General features: G+C 42.8%; 17 protein-coding genes. 15 read left to right on the top strand and 2 right to left on the bottom strand.

Features of this window, described 5'->3' with window-relative positions; genetic code table 11:
• Nucleotides 1-2: 2 nt before the first annotated feature.
• The gene (locus KVT11_RS16850; RefSeq protein ID WP_017358596.1) at nucleotides 3-1,043 is read right to left on the bottom strand and encodes an acyltransferase family protein; all 1,041 of its coding nucleotides are present in this window, start codon (nucleotides 1,041-1,043) and stop codon (nucleotides 3-5) included.
• A 213-nt stretch (nucleotides 1,044-1,256) separates the two neighbouring features.
• On the bottom strand, nucleotides 1,257-2,249 hold the full coding sequence (locus KVT11_RS16845; RefSeq protein WP_210552294.1) for an LLM class flavin-dependent oxidoreductase: 993 nt from the start codon (nucleotides 2,247-2,249) through the stop codon (nucleotides 1,257-1,259).
• 416 nt (nucleotides 2,250-2,665) lie between these two features.
• Here KVT11_RS16845 and KVT11_RS16840 point away from each other — a divergent pair, with 416 nt between their 5' ends.
• From KVT11_RS16840 to KVT11_RS16770, 15 genes are all read left to right on the top strand, one after another.
• Nucleotides 2,666-3,268 (top strand): TerD family protein, encoded by a 603-nt coding sequence (locus KVT11_RS16840; protein WP_039166394.1) that lies wholly within the window; start codon nucleotides 2,666-2,668, stop codon nucleotides 3,266-3,268.
• A gap of 20 nt (nucleotides 3,269-3,288) precedes the next feature.
• Nucleotides 3,289-3,870, top strand: coding sequence for a TerD family protein (locus tag KVT11_RS16835; protein WP_008342133.1), 582 nt, complete (start codon nucleotides 3,289-3,291; stop codon nucleotides 3,868-3,870).
• A gap of 41 nt (nucleotides 3,871-3,911) precedes the next feature.
• Nucleotides 3,912-4,490, top strand: coding sequence for a TerD family protein (locus KVT11_RS16830; RefSeq protein WP_007498343.1), 579 nt, complete (start codon nucleotides 3,912-3,914; stop codon nucleotides 4,488-4,490).
• A gap of 140 nt (nucleotides 4,491-4,630) precedes the next feature.
• Complete coding sequence (locus KVT11_RS16825; RefSeq protein ID WP_008342130.1) at nucleotides 4,631-5,410, top strand: TerC family protein; 780 nt, start codon at nucleotides 4,631-4,633, stop codon at nucleotides 5,408-5,410.
• Between the two features lie 82 nt (nucleotides 5,411-5,492).
• The gene (locus tag KVT11_RS16820; RefSeq protein WP_217609087.1) at nucleotides 5,493-6,686 is read left to right on the top strand and encodes an HpcH/HpaI aldolase/citrate lyase family protein; all 1,194 of its coding nucleotides are present in this window, start codon (nucleotides 5,493-5,495) and stop codon (nucleotides 6,684-6,686) included.
• A complete protein-coding gene (locus KVT11_RS16815) occupies nucleotides 6,670-8,001 on the top strand; it encodes a phosphoribosyltransferase family protein (protein ID WP_217609101.1) in 1,332 nt (443 codons plus the stop codon). The genes KVT11_RS16820 and KVT11_RS16815 overlap by 17 nt, the downstream gene beginning before the upstream one ends.
• The gene (locus tag KVT11_RS16810; protein WP_007498339.1) at nucleotides 7,994-9,103 is read left to right on the top strand and encodes a cysteine protease StiP family protein; all 1,110 of its coding nucleotides are present in this window, start codon (nucleotides 7,994-7,996) and stop codon (nucleotides 9,101-9,103) included. Before KVT11_RS16815 ends, KVT11_RS16810 begins: the two co-directional genes overlap by 8 nt.
• The gene (locus KVT11_RS16805) at nucleotides 9,100-9,915 is read left to right on the top strand and encodes an HAD family hydrolase (RefSeq protein WP_008342126.1); all 816 of its coding nucleotides are present in this window, start codon (nucleotides 9,100-9,102) and stop codon (nucleotides 9,913-9,915) included. The genes KVT11_RS16810 and KVT11_RS16805 overlap by 4 nt, the downstream gene beginning before the upstream one ends.
• 70 nt (nucleotides 9,916-9,985) lie before the next feature.
• On the top strand, nucleotides 9,986-11,602 hold the full coding sequence (locus KVT11_RS16800) for a YceG family protein (protein WP_008342125.1): 1,617 nt from the start codon (nucleotides 9,986-9,988) through the stop codon (nucleotides 11,600-11,602).
• A gap of 14 nt (nucleotides 11,603-11,616) precedes the next feature.
• Complete coding sequence (locus tag KVT11_RS16795) at nucleotides 11,617-12,711, top strand: toxic anion resistance protein (protein WP_007498324.1); 1,095 nt, start codon at nucleotides 11,617-11,619, stop codon at nucleotides 12,709-12,711.
• 400 nt (nucleotides 12,712-13,111) lie between these two features.
• On the top strand, nucleotides 13,112-14,377 hold the full coding sequence (opuAA, locus tag KVT11_RS16790; RefSeq protein WP_017358586.1) for a glycine/proline betaine ABC transporter ATP-binding protein OpuAA: 1,266 nt from the start codon (nucleotides 13,112-13,114) through the stop codon (nucleotides 14,375-14,377).
• A 10-nt stretch (nucleotides 14,378-14,387) separates the two neighbouring features.
• A complete protein-coding gene (gene opuAB, locus KVT11_RS16785) occupies nucleotides 14,388-15,233 on the top strand; it encodes a glycine/proline betaine ABC transporter permease subunit OpuAB (protein ID WP_024718999.1) in 846 nt (281 codons plus the stop codon).
• Nucleotides 15,233-16,114, top strand: a complete 882-nt coding sequence (locus KVT11_RS16780) for a glycine betaine ABC transporter substrate-binding protein (protein ID WP_008342122.1) — start codon at nucleotides 15,233-15,235, stop codon at nucleotides 16,112-16,114. The genes opuAB and KVT11_RS16780 overlap by 1 nt, the downstream gene beginning before the upstream one ends.
• Nucleotides 16,115-16,222: 108 nt before the next feature.
• Entirely contained in the window at nucleotides 16,223-17,029 is an 807-nt protein-coding gene (locus KVT11_RS16775) for an alpha/beta fold hydrolase (RefSeq protein ID WP_254636512.1), read from the top strand.
• A gap of 85 nt (nucleotides 17,030-17,114) precedes the next feature.
• Complete coding sequence (locus KVT11_RS16770) at nucleotides 17,115-17,837, top strand: SDR family oxidoreductase (RefSeq protein WP_017358584.1); 723 nt, start codon at nucleotides 17,115-17,117, stop codon at nucleotides 17,835-17,837.
• Nucleotides 17,838-17,852: the final 15 nt, after the last annotated feature.

The raw sequence follows: 17,852 nt of genomic DNA, 5'->3' as shown, positions 1-17,852 counted from the left end.
CATTAGCCGGCGGATGTTTTTTCTTTGTAGCGGTGTGCTGACTTTGCTGGTTTGCCGAGCAGCATAGGATACTTGCTCAAGAAAGAGATACATGGCACCATGAGCAGCAATGTACCGATCGTATAAAAGAGCGTCCAAGAAAGCTGCGCTGTATCAGAGATATTGATGCCTAGTCCGTAATAAACAAATGCCTTCATGATATCGATACCGGCAAATTGCAGGACGAGAATCACAATGGAATGACGTCCGAGATACGTCAATATCGTGGACGTTTTCAATTTGAAGCTTAAATAAATAACAGCAGCTGAACCGAGCAGTGCACAAGCATAAAAAATGAATAGATCCCCATAGTCATTGACCCGCATATCAATTCGTGAATTAAAGCTTTGCATATATGCAGTCAGTACAAGCAGACCTGTACATAACAGAAGGGTAGGATCTGTTTTTAATTCCACAAACCATTGTTTTGCTAAAAATCCGATTGAATAAAACACAACAGCCGTTAACGCAACGTTGGCATTCCAAGGGAGACTCTGGTTTAACAATAGCGTGGAAGCATATCCGGCTCCACCGCAAAGGACGGTCAGTAAAATCAATACAGCTGGTTTTCCTTTTGTCAGACGATGCATCAAGAAAAACAACATTTCCACTAAAAAGAGCGTCGTTAAAAACCAGATGGCTGGGTTATGCGTCAGTCTTGCTTCATCGGCATTTGAAATGAAAATCCCTGTAAAAGGAACGAAGGGATCAATATCTGTTTGCCCCTTAAAGGCGAAAAATCGGGTCACCGTGAACCAGAAAACGTACGTAATAATGGAGAAATAGAGATAAGGTAAGAGCAAGCTTTTTGCTTTTTTCTGTATAAATGACATAGCAGGTTGTGAGGATGATCGAAACATCATACCTGATAGTAAAAAGAAGAGTGGCATATGAAAAGAGTATATAAATTGCTTGAATGAATCAGGAATGGGTACATGTGCCATAACGACGAGCAGAATGCCGATTCCTTTAGCCGCATCCACCCAGTCGAGTCGTTTATTCATGGCCAGTCATCTCCTTCCTTCTCAGCATTGTAAACCGTTACTTCATATGTACCTCTACTATATAAAAGGTACACCTACCATGCGTTTACAGTTCGCTAACGATTAGAAGACACATTTGCGATCAGATGACAGAAGGAAGCTTTTTGACATCTCGATGTTACATTTCCCATTTTTTATGACAATGTAAAAAAAGAAGCCAATGAAAGGTTGGCTTCAAAATAGTTCTGCGATTCGTTCAAAGGAACGCTGTTTTTCCATTGGATCAAATGAATTGTTTAATATCATGATCTCGTCCGTTTGATAGCGGTCCATTAAGATTTGTAGCTGTTCTTTCACTGTTTGCTTTGAGCCAACAATCATTCGCTGGCGGTTTTGTAACACTTTTTTCTTTTCTTGCTCAGTGTAATGATAGTTCTCTGCTTCTTCTATAGAAGGAACGCGACTGTCCAGCCCTTTTTCAACCTGAAGTAGCCATAAATCTGTACTGGTGGCAATGCGGCTTGCTTCCTCGTCTGTGTCTGCGCAGATCACAAAGACAGCAAACATAGACTGAGGCTGACGTGAGAAAACGGATGGAGAAAAGTGTGACCGATACGCTTCAAAAGCTTGCCGGCCTCGTGCAGGATGAATAAAATGTCCGAAAATATAGTTGATTCCAAGTGATGCCGCCTGGATGGCACTGTTTTCCCCGAGTCCAAGCAACCAGACTGGCGGATAAGAATCAACGAGCGGAGCCGCTTTCACTCCTGCATGCCGATGACCAGAAGGCAGGCTGTCAGATAAGTAAAAAAGTAGGTCCTCCAGCTGGCGGTCAAATTGAGATAGTTCTTTCTTCACGCCGTCTGTCAAAGCGAGTCTCGTCCGTTCAATTCCGCCTGGGGATTTACCAACCCCGATCTCAATCCGCCCAGGGTAAAGGGCTTCAAGCTGGCGGGTGACTTCTGCTACTTTAAAAGGGCTGTACTGCGGGAGTAAAATACCCCCAGAGCCTGTGCGCAAAGTCGATGTGTGTGAAGCAATATGTGCCATTAATATTTCAGGCGCTGTACTCGCGAGTCCTCTCGTGCTGTGGTGTTCAGCAAACCAATACCGCTCATACCCCAGTGTTTCCGCAAGCTTGGCCAGCTCTGTCGTATGAACCAATGTTTCTTGTGCGGATTGGCCTTTAGGGATGGCGACTTGATCTAATATATGAAGTGATGGCATCATCAACACCCTTTCATCAATACGTTGAATTCTATCCATAAGTATAAGGAAAGTCATGAACGGAAGGAAATGAAAGGGTTTATCACAGCTATGTAATGAATTTTCTATATCAACATATGAAGTGGATGCGCGCCCTGTTTTTAAGCGAGAGGCTGTGTAACGGGAACATTCGACAATGTTTCACATGAAACACTTCTTTTACGACATGAATCATTTTTGTCATGGATCTTTCTTTAAAAAAATATCATCATATTGAAACCTCTTTTATACATAGATCGTATATACTAGTAAATAGAAAAAAGAGTAAGAGGCTCCAATGTCATTTCATGAATTTTGTCGAATTTTCATGTATGATGATTTTAATAGGGTCCATCGCTTAATAAATAGATTTTTATTATGCTGGAGGAGTGATTGATTTGGCGATTACATTAGAAAAAGGTCAACGTATTGATTTAACAAAAGGAAAAGCAGGACTAACCAATATTCTAGTTGGACTTGGCTGGGACCCTGTGTCACAAGGCGGCGGTTTTTTTGGAAAGCTGTTTGGCGGCGGAGGCGGCGCTGATATTGATTGTGACGCTTCAGTGCTGATGCTGAAAAATGATAAGTTTGTTGAAAATAAAGATTTGATTTACTTTGGTAACTTGAAAAGCAAATGCGGAAGTGTTGAGCATACAGGTGACAACCTGACAGGTGAAGGAGACGGAGATGATGAACAAGTCCTCGTCAACTTAAGCAAGGTGCCAGGCAATGTGAATAAATTGGTGTTCGTTGTGAACATTTATGATGCACTTAGAAGAAACCAACACTTTGGTATGATTCAAAATGCTTACATCCGAATTGTTGACCGTTCAAACAATCAAGAATTAGTGAAATATAATTTGAAAGATGAATATGCAGGTAAAACATCATTAATCGTTGGAGAGCTTTATCGCCACGAGAATGAGTGGAAGTTTGTAGCTGTAGGAAATGGTACAAACGATGCGAAGCTTGCCGATATTACGAGAAACTACATTTAATTAGAAGGGAGAGGTTCCTAGTGGGAATTTCTTTAGCGAAAGGTCAAAAAATTGATTTAACAAAAACGAATCCAGGTTTAACAAAAGTAGTCGTAGGTCTTGGCTGGGATGTAAACAAGTATGATGGCGGACATGACTTTGATCTAGACGCAAGCGTATTCCTTTTAGATGCAGCAGGGAAAGCAAACTCTCCATCTGACTTTGTCTTCTACAATCAAACAACTGGCGGTGGCGGAAGTATCGTACATACAGGCGATAACCGTACAGGTGAAGGAGACGGAGATGACGAGCAGGTCAATGTTGATCTTTCAACTGTACCAGCAAGTATTGAGAAAATCTCCTTCGTCATTACAATCCATGATGCAGAAGCACGCAGCCAAAACTTTGGACAGGTGTCTAACGCTTACGTCCGTATTTTAAATGCGGCATCAAATGAAGAGCTCATTCGCTATGATTTGGCAGAAGACTTTTCAATTGAAACAGCGATTATTGTAGGTGAATTATACCGTCACGGCGGAGAGTGGAAATTCTCAGCTGTTGGATCAGGCTATCAAGGCGGACTTGCCCGCATTGCAACAGACTTCGGCTTAGATATCGGGTAACGCCCGTTTTCATATTTTCAGGAGATAGGAGAGATACGAATATGGCGATTCAGCTTTCAAAAGGACAACGTGTCGATTTAACGAAAACCAACCCAGGGCTGACAAAAGTGATGATCGGACTTGGCTGGGATACGAATAAATATTCAGGCGGAGCCGAATTTGATTTGGACGCTTCGGCTTTCTTAGTAGATGCAAACAATCGTTGTCAACAAGACACAGACTTTGTGTTCTATAATAATCTGCAGCATCCAAGCGGCAGTGTCACTCACACCGGTGATAACCGTACGGGTGAAGGAGATGGAGATGACGAGCAAATTCTCGTTGATTTCTCGAAAATTCCTGCTAACATTGATCGTATCGGAATTACAGTTACGATTCATGATGCAGAGGCGCGCAGCCAGAATTTTGGACAAGTCTCTAATGCATTTGTTCGTGTTGTAAATGAAGAGGGCGGGGAAGAATTGATTCGTTTTGATTTAGGGGAGGACTTCTCAATTGAAACAGCTGTCGTCGTATGCGAACTATATAGACACGGCAGCGATTGGAAGTTTAACGCAATCGGAAGCGGATTCTCTGGCGGACTTGCAGCTCTTTGTCAAAATTATGGGTTAGAAGTGTAAATAGAAGAAACAACTTCATTCAAGAGGCGCTGCCAATGACTCATATGAGGGTATTTTCCAAAGTGAGAAAGAAACAGCGATCAAGAATAACAGCAGGCGAAAGCCTGCTGATGCTTCTACACTTATAGGAGGAAAACCAGTTGGACATTTTGAAACATATGTTGGACACGTATGCCTCGTTTTTTGATTGGCATATGTGGGCAGAGGTATTAACAGACCCTGTCTCTTGGGGGCTTATTGGGACCCTTGTCGTGCTTGAAGGTTTGTTGTCAGCGGATAACGCACTTGTATTAGCTGTTATGGTGAAACATTTACCTGAAAAGCAGCGTAAAAAGGCATTAACCTACGGATTAATTGGCGCTTATTTCTTCCGTTTTCTATTTATTGGCGTAGGGATGTTGCTTATTAAGTTTTGGTGGATTAAGGTTCTAGGCGCTGCATACTTAGCTTGGCTGGTCATTAAGCACTTCTGGTTAGGTGACGGAGATGACGAAGCGAAGGAATTGAAAAAAGAAGGCTGGATGATTCGTGTATTTGGCGTCTTCTGGGCAACTGTTATTTCTGTAGAAATTATGGACCTTGCCTTCTCGGTAGACAGTATTCTTGCTGCATTTGCTGTATCTGAGGAAGTATGGATTCTTCTTTTAGGTGGAATGCTTGGAATTCTCATGATGCGTACAGTGGCACAATTATTCCTTGTGCTCATCGACCGTATACCAGAGCTTGAGAATACGGCATTTATTCTCATTGGAATTATTGCCATCAAAATGGGCTTAAGTGCTGCTCATATTGAAATCCCGCATCTTGCATTCTTTGCGATTATTATCCTAGCGTTTATCGGAACGTTTATTGTTCATAAAATCAATAAGAAGAAGCATCAAGGTGTAACAAACGAAGCTGCGGCTTCAAAAGAAGAATAGGACGATCAAAAAGGAATGGAGTTGACTAGCGGCTCCATCCTTTTTTGAATCATCAAGTCATTACAACAGGAGGTGGCACTGCATGCGATATTTTCGTTTTTTATCAGAGACGAGGCAGCACGATATTTTTTTTAAGCGGCCGGCGGCAGTTCATTCATTGACGCCAAGGCATGTACTTGCGCATGCATTAGGTGCTACTTTGTATATGCCTGCGACAAGACAGGATGTAGCAGACATGCTGCTTTCGCAGAAATATGAAGCGCTTTGCTCTGTTGTGTTTTGCTTGGAGGACGCCATTGGTGATCAGGAAGTGGACATGGCTGAACAGAATATAGTGGCACAATTGACCTGCCTTTCTGAGACAATTCATCACTCTCCAGAAATGGCTGAGCAATTGCCGCTTTTATTTATTCGGGTTCGTTCGCCCAAACAGCTGCTCAAAATGGCAGATTTGCTCGGTTCCTCTCTTCATTTACTGACTGGTTTTGTGTTTCCAAAGTGCTCCGTTCACAATGCAAAGGAATATGTAGACAGTTTGAAACGAGCTTCAGCACAAACTCAGAAAACACTATACGGAATGCCCATTTTAGAAACACCAGATTTATTAGAAAAAGAAACGAGATATCAGGTGTTGTCTGAGTTAAAGCAGATCATGCTGAATGATGAGGAATATATTTTGAATATTCGCATTGGGGCAACGGATCTGTGTGGATTATACGGCATTCGCCGTGATCGCGAGACCACTATTTATGAGATCAGAGTCATTGCTGAGTTGATCACAGATATCATCAATTATTTTGGTCGTTCATTTGTGATATCAGGTGCTGTATGGGAGCATTTTGGACCGGCACGAAAAGAACAAAATCCATTCATCCGTGCAATTTCTAAGAGCGGTGAGTTTTCCTCATCTGAACTCGATCATATGCAAGGTCTGCTCAAAGAGACAAGGCTGGATGTGGTAAATGGTATTCATGGCAAGACAGTCATCCATCCAACACATCTCAAGCCAGTTCAAAGCATGTACGTTGTCACAAAAGAAGAGTACATGGATGCATTAAGTATTTTAGAGCATGCAGATGGTACAGTCGGCGTGATGAAGAGTACCTTCTCTAATAAAATGAACGAAACGAAGCCGCACTATCGCTGGGCGGAAAACATTTTAATGAAGTCAGACATTTACGGGGTGTTTCATGAAAATAGAAGCTATATCGACATACTCACAGAAGCAGAAGCCGCATACGCTGAACATCTTGGAACATATGGAGGTGGAGCTTAACCTCAAAGAGGGTACGCTTCAGCTTGAAAAAGAACATCTTTTTGACATGGCGGCACGGGTGAACAAAAAGAGAGCCTTTTTATTTGTTAGTAAGGTGCTCGGGAAACATATGCCTGTTCACCCGTTGAAACCACTCCTCGTCTCAGGTCTTTTGGGAATGGCTTATGCAAAAGAACAAACAGGCAAGACGCCCCCGCACCAAGACTGTGTAGTAGATGCTCTAAAAACGGATGATCATGTTAAGTTAACTGAAGCCTATGCTGCGCTCAAAAAAGAGAAGCTTTCGGCGGTAAACGAGCCGATTGTGATCGGCTTTGCTGAAACGGCAACTGCGCTTGGTCATGGTGTGTATGACGTCATAGAAGGAGCATCTTACATTCATACGACACGTGAACAGCTGTTGGATCTTGATCCTTCACTCGTATTTGAAGAGGAACATTCTCATGCGACAGATCAGCTTTGCTACGCAGATGACGCCTTACTTCGGACGGATCGCCCGATTGTGCTAGTAGATGATGAGGTCACGACAGGCCGGACAAATATGAATATCATTCGGGATCTGCACGCAAAGCACCCTAGATCCTCTTATACGATTCTATCCATTTTAGATTGGAGAACAGAGGAGCACGAGGAAGCGATGCTTCAGCTGCAAGAGGAGCTAGGGGTAAATATCACATCATTATCTTTATTAAAAGGGCAGATGATGTTTCGGGGGACAACGCTGGATGAACCTGCTTATTCGTATGAAATTGCTGCGCAAGAGAAAAGACCTGAACTCTCTTTTCATTCTCTTCAATCCTTCTTTAAGCAAGTGCCATATTCACTTTCCCATGCAGTCAATCCGGCGGGGCATTCGCCGTATATCCATGAAACAGGTCGTTTCGGTTTAAGCACAGCGGAAACGGACACCATTGATCAAGCAGCTGCTGAGGCTGGGCTGAAGCTCCAGCAAGAGCGAAAAGGAAAACAGACACTCTGCTTAGGAACAGGAGAATTGATGTATGTGCCGATGAGACTTGCAGCTCATATGGGCGAAGGTGTCCTTTTTCATTCGACGACAAGAAGTCCGATTCATCCGGTTGAAAAGGAAGGGTACGCCGTTCAAAACGGATTCGCATTTTTGAGTCCAGAGGATGCCCGCATTCAGCACTACGTGTACAATATCCCTAAAGATCAGTACGATGATGTCTTTTTGTTTTTTGAGAAAAAGGTGTCTCAAGAAGCTTTGATGCCGCTGATCCACTTATTTGCTGAGCGGCATGTGAAGCATGTGCATATTGTGACTTTATCAGATGAGGTGAAGGTGAATGGCTAACGTGTATACAAAGATGGGAAGCTATCCAGAGCAGGACGTAACCTTCTTACTCAAGGATTTATCGTCGATTGAGATGGAGAAAAGTACTGAGGAGCGGGAGCGCTCTATTCAAAGCGGTGCCCATTACTCAGAAATGCTGCCAATTGAATATAAGCCGACGGCATCTTATATGGACTTATTCTATCAATCTCTTGAAGAAAGTAAGCAAAAGGTAGCGGAAGCCGTAGCGGTTGTCGCAGAACAAATTGTGAAAAAGCGAGGATTTCAAACCGTTCTGTGCAGCTTGGCACGGGCCGGGACACCAATCGGGGTGCTCATTAAACGGTATATCAGAAAGACGTATGGTCTCGATTTGCCGCATTATAGCATCTCTATTATTCGTGACCGTGGAATAGATGAAAATGCGCTGCATTATATCCTCAAAGAACATCCCGGTTTTGAGATTGCCTTTATTGACGGCTGGACCGGAAAGGGTGCTATTTCTAAAGAGCTTCAACAAGCGGTGCTTGATTTTGAACAGAAATATGGAATTCGTCTTTCGAGTGAGCTAGCTGTGCTTGCTGATCCTGGTTATTGTACGAGTGTTTACGGAACGAGAGAGGATTTCCTCATTCCAAGTGCCTGCTTGAATTCAACGGTATCTGGCCTAGTTAGTCGAACGGTGCTAAACAACCGCTGGATCCATGCCGATGATTTCCATGGGGCCAAGTATTATGAAGAGCTCATTGATGAGGATGTCTCTAATCTGTACGTTAATACAATTGAAGAAGCATTTTCTGAACTTAATGCAAATGTACAAGAGAAAGCAGAGACCCTGCTCGCACAAGGAACGCCTCCTGACTGGCGGGGGATGACCTCCATTGAAGCAATTGGTCAGGAGTTCCAAATTGACAATACGCATTTGATTAAGCCGGGCGTCGGTGAGACGACCCGTGTGCTGCTCAGAAGAGTTCCTTGGAAAATACTCATTCAGCCAGGATCTCGGGAAAAGCTCAAGCACATTTTACTACTCGCAGAGGACAGAGGCGTGCCCGTGATTGAATATGCCAACATGTCCTACACATGCTGTGGGCTCATCCGCCCGTTGGAGCAATCGTCATGAAGAACATGGCATTTGCCAGTGACTTAGACCGGACACTGATATACTCACATCGAATGCTGGAGCAGTATGCATACAAGGGAGCATACGAATTAATTGAGGTGCTGGACGACCGGCCGCTTTCCTATGTGTCGATTGAAACGAAAGCATCCTTACAGGCAATTCATCAAGCAGGCTGGTTTATCCCAGTGACGACAAGAACGACAGCACAATTTGAACGAATCACTCTCTTTCAGCAAGAGATCAAACCAGAGTATGCCGTCACGACAAACGGCGGCTGTATCCTTCATCATGGCAAGCCGCTTGAGGAGTGGCAGGCGATTGTAGATGAGAGACTGCAAGAGTGTATGCCGGTGAGAGATATGCTGAGGGCGATCTCTGAACTTCCGGTTGCCGCTTGGGTGAAACGTACTCGAACAGCTGAGGGAAGATTTCTTTATTTAATTATGAAAGACGAGTTTCTTTCTCATATTCCGCTTGCTGAATTAAGGCTGTGGGGTGAGGAGAGAGGCTGGCAGGTTTCCCTTCAGGGCCGGAAGCTATATTTTATTCCAAAGCCGCTCAATAAGTGGGCTGCTGTTGCTTTTCTAAAAGAAAGGCTACACCTTGAATATGTTTATGGAGCGGGCGACTCCTTGTTAGATGCTGATCTCATACGTCAAGCAGATAAAGGCTTCGCTCCGAGTCATGGGGAAGTCTTAGATGCTGAGCTATCGTTTGAACCGACGACAGCCTCTGGCATGGCGGCGGCAGACGAAATCGCCGCTTCTGTCGCAAAGAAGATGAACACGGCAAAAAAGCCTTCGATTCGATAGCAGAAGTAGAAGGCTGAATGATATGATAGTAGTAGCTTTCGAGAAAATATAGGAGAAAGGAAGGAGCGGCGTGAACTATAAAGAAATCAATGTAACCCAGACACGGGCGAAACAGGAAGCCTGGAAAAACCTGCTGAAAAAGCCGCTCCCTGAACGAGACGGCTACGTCAAGGACGAGCACACCTTATCCTTGCCGCGTCTCGCTGCCCGCGTCCTTGGAACTCCGCATGATGCAACCGATTATTTTATTTATTTACATGAATTATACGAAACTGACGGCATGCATATTTTAAGTGAAACCCTCAACCGGCATATTGAGCCGGAGCACTTTCAAGCGCTCCAGCGGATTCATATGATCAATCAGGAAGAAAAGGGATTGTCCGTGAATCGATTTGTGGCTTTCTTAGACGGTGAACAGCTCATTGTCCGTCATCCAAACCCAGTGATGAACCGGCATATTCGCCTTTCGTTAATCCAGGTGTTTGAACATTTCAAGCAGCTGCATGAAGGGGGATTCCAGCATCCTGATTTCCGCCGTGTGCTGCTAGATGTAGTGAAGTTTTCAAATAATCATCTAGGACCATGGCTGAAGGAAGGAAATTTGGAAGAAAAAATGCCAGCTGTCATTTGGTATGGAGAGGCGAATAAAAGTCAGCTTTATTTTCTTTACTATGTCATGCTGATTGGCTGTGATGTGGTGCTGTTTCATCCAGAAGGCAAGGATCAATTTCGTGAATTAGATCCAGAAGAAAAGCTGACTTTTATTGATCAGTATCCAGGGACGTCAAAGCTTGAACCGTTCCCTACTGAAAAGCCTGAGAGGAAATCAACGGTGGCGTACCGTTCGACAAGAGAGCTTGAAGAGGTACTTCACACAGAAGATTCCATGCTGTATAAGCCATGGCAATTCAGAGATCATACTCCTCATTCTATTACGCTAAAGACAACGTATGATGAGCTGTTTTTAATTGCGAAGGAACGGTCGTTTATCCGCCCGAATTTCAAAGCAGACCGTGACACCATACAGATTCCGAATCTTTTTGCGAAGATGATGGGGGTGACGAGAGACAAGCGAGAATATTGGGACCGTATCCACACGCTAATGGAGGGGAAAGAAACGAAAACGATCCGTCATTTCCCTTTCACACAAGAAGTGTCTTCGAATTATCAATTTCATTATCAGCATGCACTTTCTAAAGCAGGAGAGGTTGACCCTGATTTGTTAATGAAAAGCAATGTGTGGCAGTTCTCGCATTTGTATGAGGGCACGCAGCGTGCGATCGCAGAGGCCATTTCTCGCATATGTCAGCATCCGAAGCTGTTAAAAGAAGGCCATGAGACCGAATTAGATGTGCGTATTTATTTATTCAAGCAGCTTTTGCATATGAACCAAGATGTAATTGAACTCATTCAAACCTTTGATTATGCCCAGACTGTGCCGAAAGTGATTTTATACCATACGGAATATAATGGTGAGCTGACTCGTTCTGATGCGGCTGCCCTGATTTTCCTAAATGAAATGGGTGTGGATCTCTTCGTCTATCATCCCGCCGGCTATCAGTGTATAGAGCGGTATATAGACGATCAATTATTTGATACACATTGGCTTGATGAAATGGTCATGAACCAAGAGTTTAAAGAGCCGTCCATTGTGAGAAAGTTATTTCAATCCATTAAAAACCGATAAGGAGATCAAAGCTTATGACAAATACAAACGGAAATGACATCATTTCAATTGATAAAGAGGAAATCACGATTGAAAAGGCAGACGATATTCGCGTTCAGCTGCGCAATGAACCAGAAGTCCAAAACATTGCGAGACAGATTGATGCCAAAAATCAGCTTGAACTGCTTGAATACGGGAAACAGCCGGCTGTCGAAATCTCTAAGTTTTCTGACCGTATTCTCTCTATGATGCGTTCAACAAGTGTCACAGACTCAGGAACGATGCTTACACAGCTTGGAAAAATTATGGATCGTTTTGATAAAAATGATTTTGACGAGCCAAAGGGCGGTTTGTTATCAAAAATCTTTAAACGCGGCGGCAGCATGATCGAAAAGATTTTCAGCAAATATCAAACGCTCGGTGCAGAAATTGAAAAAATCAATGTGGAAATCAGTAAATACAAAGATGAAATGACCAAATCGACGGTTACGCTTGAAGAAATGTATGAGCATAACATTCAATACTATATGGAGCTTGAAAAGTATGTCGTCGCAGGGCAAATGAAGATCGAAGAATTAAAACAATTGGTTCCTTCTTATGAAGAAAAAGCGGCGGGGGGAAACCAGCTGGCACAAATGGAGCTGGATACGCTTCGTAATGGGATTCAAGCGCTTGAAGAGCGTGTATATGATCTTGATATGGCACGGATGGTGGCACTTCAAACGGCACCGCAAATCCGTTTGCTGCAGCGTGGTAATACGAAATTAATCGGGAAAATTAACTCTGCCTTCATCATTACGATTCCGATTTTCAAAAATGGAATCATTCAAGCGGTAACAGCGAAGAGACAAAAGCTTGTGGCTGATTCCATGAGTGAACTGGACAGAAGAACGAATGAAATGCTGAAACGAAATGCTGAAAATATCTCAAGTCAAAGTGTTGAGATTGCTAAATTATCAGGTCGTCCAAGCATCGACATTGAAACGATCGAATCATCCTTCAATACGATTGTACAAGGGATGAAAGAGACGAAGCAGATTGAAGAAGAAAACAAACGATTACGTGAGGACGGAACAAAACGTATGCTTGAGCTTCAAGATAATATTAAGAAAGCTGCCCTAGAGTCCTAAAAAAACAGGCTGTCTGTAACGAAAGTTGCAGGCAGTTTTTTCATGAATTTGATTAAAATTTGAGGAAAAAGGTTTTTATGTGACCTTTTTCGGGTAAATCCTGTTCAGGGGCACGGTTCACCCATGAAAGAAAAAGTCCGCTATCACAAGGATTCGACTTATTTTTTAGCACAATAAGGAATTTCCAGTAAAATATTGTCTGGTGAGAGAAAATACCCCGTAAAATATGTAGTTTATGAAGCATTCTATAGGATTTACGAGTAATACGGCGTATAAACTGTAATCACCAGACCTCTATATGGAATTCATACATATTGTACGGAAATAAGCGAATTCTAAAGATTGTTCGCATCATAACGCTTATGTTACGGTTATAAAGATGCTAATTTGGAGGGAAAAAATGAATTCTGAAGAGAGAAAGATCAAAATCAAGATAAATAATGTATCTAAAATTTTCGGTAAAAATGCTAAAAAAGCATCTCAAATGCTTGAAAAAGGGAAGACAAAAAGAGAAATCCTAAAAGAGACCGGCGCAACAGTTGGTGTCAATCGAGCAAATTTTGATGTGTATGACGGCGAGATATTTGTCATCATGGGGCTATCAGGGAGCGGAAAGTCCACACTTGTGCGGCTGCTAAATAGGTTAATCGAACCAACCTCCGGAGAAATTTATATTGATGGGGATATGATAACAAATATGTCAAAGGATCAATTGCGTGAAGTCAGACGGAAAAAGATCAGCATGGTCTTCCAAAACTTCGCATTGTTCCCGCATCGTACCATTCTGGAGAATACAGAATACGGGCTTGAATTGCAAGGTGTAGAGAAAGAACAGCGCCGCTCTAAAGCGCTTGAATCTTTAAAGCTTGTTGGACTTGAAGGTTTTGAAGAGCAGTACCCAAATCAATTAAGTGGCGGTATGCAGCAGCGTGTTGGATTGGCACGTGCACTAGCTAATGACCCTGATATTTTGTTAATGGATGAAGCATTCAGCGCACTAGATCCATTAATTCGTAAAGACATGCAGGATGAATTGCTTGAGCTTCATACGTCTGTAGGAAAAACAATTATTTTCATCACGCATGATTTAGATGAAGCGCTTCGTATTGGCGACCGCATTGTCCTCATGAAAGACGGGAATATCGTTCAAATCGGAACACCAGAAGAAATTCTGATGAACCCATCGAACGAGTATGTTGAACGTTTCGTTGAAGATGTAGACCTTTCTAAAGTATTAACCGCTGGTCATATTATGAAACGTGCAGAAACAGTTCAGATTGATAAAGGGGCACGTGTTGCGCTCACGCTCATGAAGAACCTTGGTATTTCGTCTATCTATGCAGTAGATAAGAAAAAGCATTTATTAGGTGTTATTTCTGCACAAGCAGCGAAAAAAGCGGCAGAAACGGGTGCGTCGCTAGAAACTGTTCTTGATAAAGAATTTACGACAGTATTGGAATCAACGTATTTAACAGAGATCTTTGACGCGGTGTCTGATGCGAACATTCCAATTGCCGTTGTAGATGAGAAAAACAGAATGAAGGGTATTGTGGTCAGAGGTGCATTGATTGGTGCATTATCAGGTAATGATGAATATATCAACATGTCTTCTAACAAGCTAGAGGAAATTAAAGCACAAGAGCCTTCTGCACAGGAGGTAGAATAAGATGTTTAGTATGAGTGATTTACCTAGAATTCCGTTCGCGGATTATATCGATCAATTTGTTGACTGGTTAACATTAACCTTTGGTGGTTTCTTTGATGGCATCACAAATGGATTAGCTGGAACAGTAAATGGTATTGTAGCTGCACTTGGCGTCATTCCATCCATTATTTTAACGCTTATCTTTGCCGGCATTGCTTGGTGGATCAGTACAAGAGGAGTTGCTCTTTTCACACTTATTGGATTCTTACTGATCGACTATTTAGGCTACTGGCAGCCAATGCTGCAAACACTTGCGCTCGTTCTGACAGCTGTGGTCATTTCTATCGTGATCGGGGTTCCGATCGGTATTTGGGCATCACAGAAGGAAACAGTGCGTAAAATTGTCACACCTATTTTAGACTTAATGCAGACAATGCCTGCATTCGTTTATCTTTTACCAGCAATCTTCTTCTTTAACATCGGAGTAGTACCTGGCGTTGTGGCATCGGTTATTTTCTCTATGCCGCCAACGATTCGTATGACCATTCTCGGGATTAAACAAGTACCATCTGATTTAATTGAAGCAACAGAAGCTTTTGGTTCAACGACATTCCAGCGTTTGTTCAAAGTTCAGCTTCCACTTGCTACAAAAACCATCTTAGCTGGGATTAACCAAAGTATCATGCTTGCTCTATCCATGGTCGTCATTGCGGCAATGGTTGGTGCACCAGGACTTGGTTCGGAAGTATATAGTGCAGTAACGCAGCTGAAAACAGGGATTGGTTTTGAAGCTGGTATTGCCATTGTTATTGTAGCGATCACACTGGATCGTATTACACAGAACATTAAAACGAAAAAAACCAGGGGGAATGCTTAATGTGGAAAAAGTCTCTCTACATTGGGATGACCGCCCTGCTTGTCTTTTTACTAGCGGCTTGTGGTGCACAATCAGATTCAAATGCAAGTGCAGCACAGCAGGTCAATAAAACGATTATCGGGATTGATCCGGGTTCAGGTATTATGGCCTTAACCGATCAAGCGAAAAAGGATTACGGTTTAGAGGATTGGACGGTTGTATCTGCCTCAAGTGCAGCGATGACAGCGACATTGAAGAAATCGTATGACCGTAAAAAACCGATTATCATCACTGGCTGGAATCCTCACTGGATGTTTTCCCGCTACGATTTGAAATATTTAGATGATCCGAAAAAATCATATGGTGACGAAGAAGAAATTCACACCATTTCTCGTAAAGGATTTGCGAAGGATCAGCCGGAAGCAGCCAAAATGCTCAGTCAGTTTAAATGGTCTCAAGATGACATGGGTGAAGTGATGCTTGATATTCAGGATGGCGTCAAACCAAAGGATGCTGCTGTTAAATATGTGAAAAAGCATAAAGATCAAGTAGCGAAATGGACAAAAGGCGTGAAAAAGTCAAACGGTGACAAAATCAATCTTGCCTACGTTGCGTGGGATAGTGAGATTGCAAGTACCAATGTGGCCGCAGAGGTATTGCGTGAACTTGGCTTTAAAGTGACCTTGACTCAGGTTGAAGCGGGCCCAATGTGGACAGCAATTGCAACCGGAAGTGCTGATGCATCATTATCTGCATGGCTTCCAAATACGCATAAAACGTATGCAGCGAAGTTTAAAGGAAAATATGATGATCTCGGTACAAGTATGAAGGGTCTTCGCATGGGTCTCGTTGTTCCGACTTATATGAAAAACGTCAACTCGATCGAAGATTTGAAAAAATAGCCAATTGTATAACAGTTCCCTTATAATAGAAGGGAGCATATGGAAAAAGCAGTCTGCTCAAAAAGCGACTGCTTTTTCTTATATATAAGGATGGTGGATGAGTTGTCGATGGTGGAAAAACCAATGATGATTTTCCTGCACGGTGGAGGCGTAAGCAGCTGGATGTGGCAGGAGCATATGGAAATATTCAAGGAAACGTATGAATGCTATACCCCTGATTTTATCGGACACGGGACAAGAGCAAATGAAACGTCGTTTTCCATGCGAGGAAGTGCTCTTGAAATCATTTCATGGATAAAGGAGCATGCACATGGTCGTACAGTCATTCTAATTGGCTTCTCTCTAGGTGCACAGGTAGTCGTTGATGTGTTATCGAGAGAGCCAGACATCGCAGACATCGCCATCATCAATAGCGCCCTTGTGTTGCCATTACCATGGCTCTATTTGATGGTAAGGCCCATTTTACCTCTTACATATCCGTTATTAAAGAAAGATTGGTTCATCCAGCTGCAAGCAGAAAAGATGGGACTTCCAAACGAAGTACTGGATCATTATGCAGCGGATTCCAAACAATTGCAGAAGAAGACGCTGCTTACGATGTTTCAAGAAAACCTTCATTACAAGCTCCCTGACACGTTTCAACAAGCGAAGGCACGGATTCTTGTGACAGTGGGAGAAAAGGAAAAGGGCATTATGACTAGGTCAGCAGAAAAGATCACGAATGCACACCCGAATGCAGCCGGGTTCATCGTTCCTGACATTGGACATACGTTTACTTTTGAAAAGAAAGAACTTTTTGTCGACATGATCAAAAGCTTTATAGAAGCGCGTGCGTTACCAGCGGAATTAAAGGAAATAAGGAAGCTAGGCCATTTAGAAAGTGAAGATGAGCATAAAAGGGGCAGGCATGTATAAGACATTGTATGATATAGGTATAAAACGCTTACAGATGAATGGGTGTATGGATGGAAGCTCGTAAGTGAGCCATGAAGGAGGAAGCATGAGTAAAAACTATATCATATTTGGTGCGAGTCAAGGATTAGGGGATGCCTTTGTAAAAGGTCTTCCTTCAAGTGGAGATACAGTATGGATTGTGTCACGAAGTGAACCAAGCAGTTTGAACATAGACGATGGGGTGCGTAGAATTTGGCTGAAGATCGATTTATCAAGCCAAACCCATATCCCTTTTATGCTCGAAGCATTGAAGAATCAAACAATTGATGTACTCATTTATAACGTAGGTTTATGGGAGAAACGCGGCTTTGAAGATGATTATTCTTTCGATCATGATCAACCGGAGGATATCGCTCATTTAATCAATGTGAACGTTACCTCAACGATTACCTACATCCAAGCTCTGCTTCCGCACGTAAGGACATCTGAGAATGGAAAGATCATCGTCATTGGTTCTACTGCGGGACTTGACCATACGAATTTGTCTCAGGTTTCTTTTGTTGCTTCTAAATTTGGGCTTCGTGGTATTGTGAACGCACTAAGAGAGCACGTGAGGAAAGATAAAATATCCGTTACCTGTATCAATCCAGGGGAGCTGGCGGCAGAAGTTCCGTACGAAGATGGCGCTGAAAAAGCCATTGCTATGTATGATGAAACGAGAATACCTGTACAAGATATTGTCGAGCTGGCGAGATGTGTTATTCATCTATCCAGGGTGTCCTGTGTGAAAGAAATCAATGTACCAGCAATGACAGATGTGAATGCGTAAAATAAAGGAGACCAC

The organism is Bacillus sp. GbtcB10 (genome assembly GCF_019091365.1).
Classification (GTDB): domain Bacteria; phylum Bacillota; class Bacilli; order Bacillales; family Bacillaceae; genus Bacillus; species Bacillus altitudinis.
The sequence above is the reverse complement of the archived record's forward strand: the minus strand, read 5'-3'. Positions and strand labels throughout refer to the sequence as shown.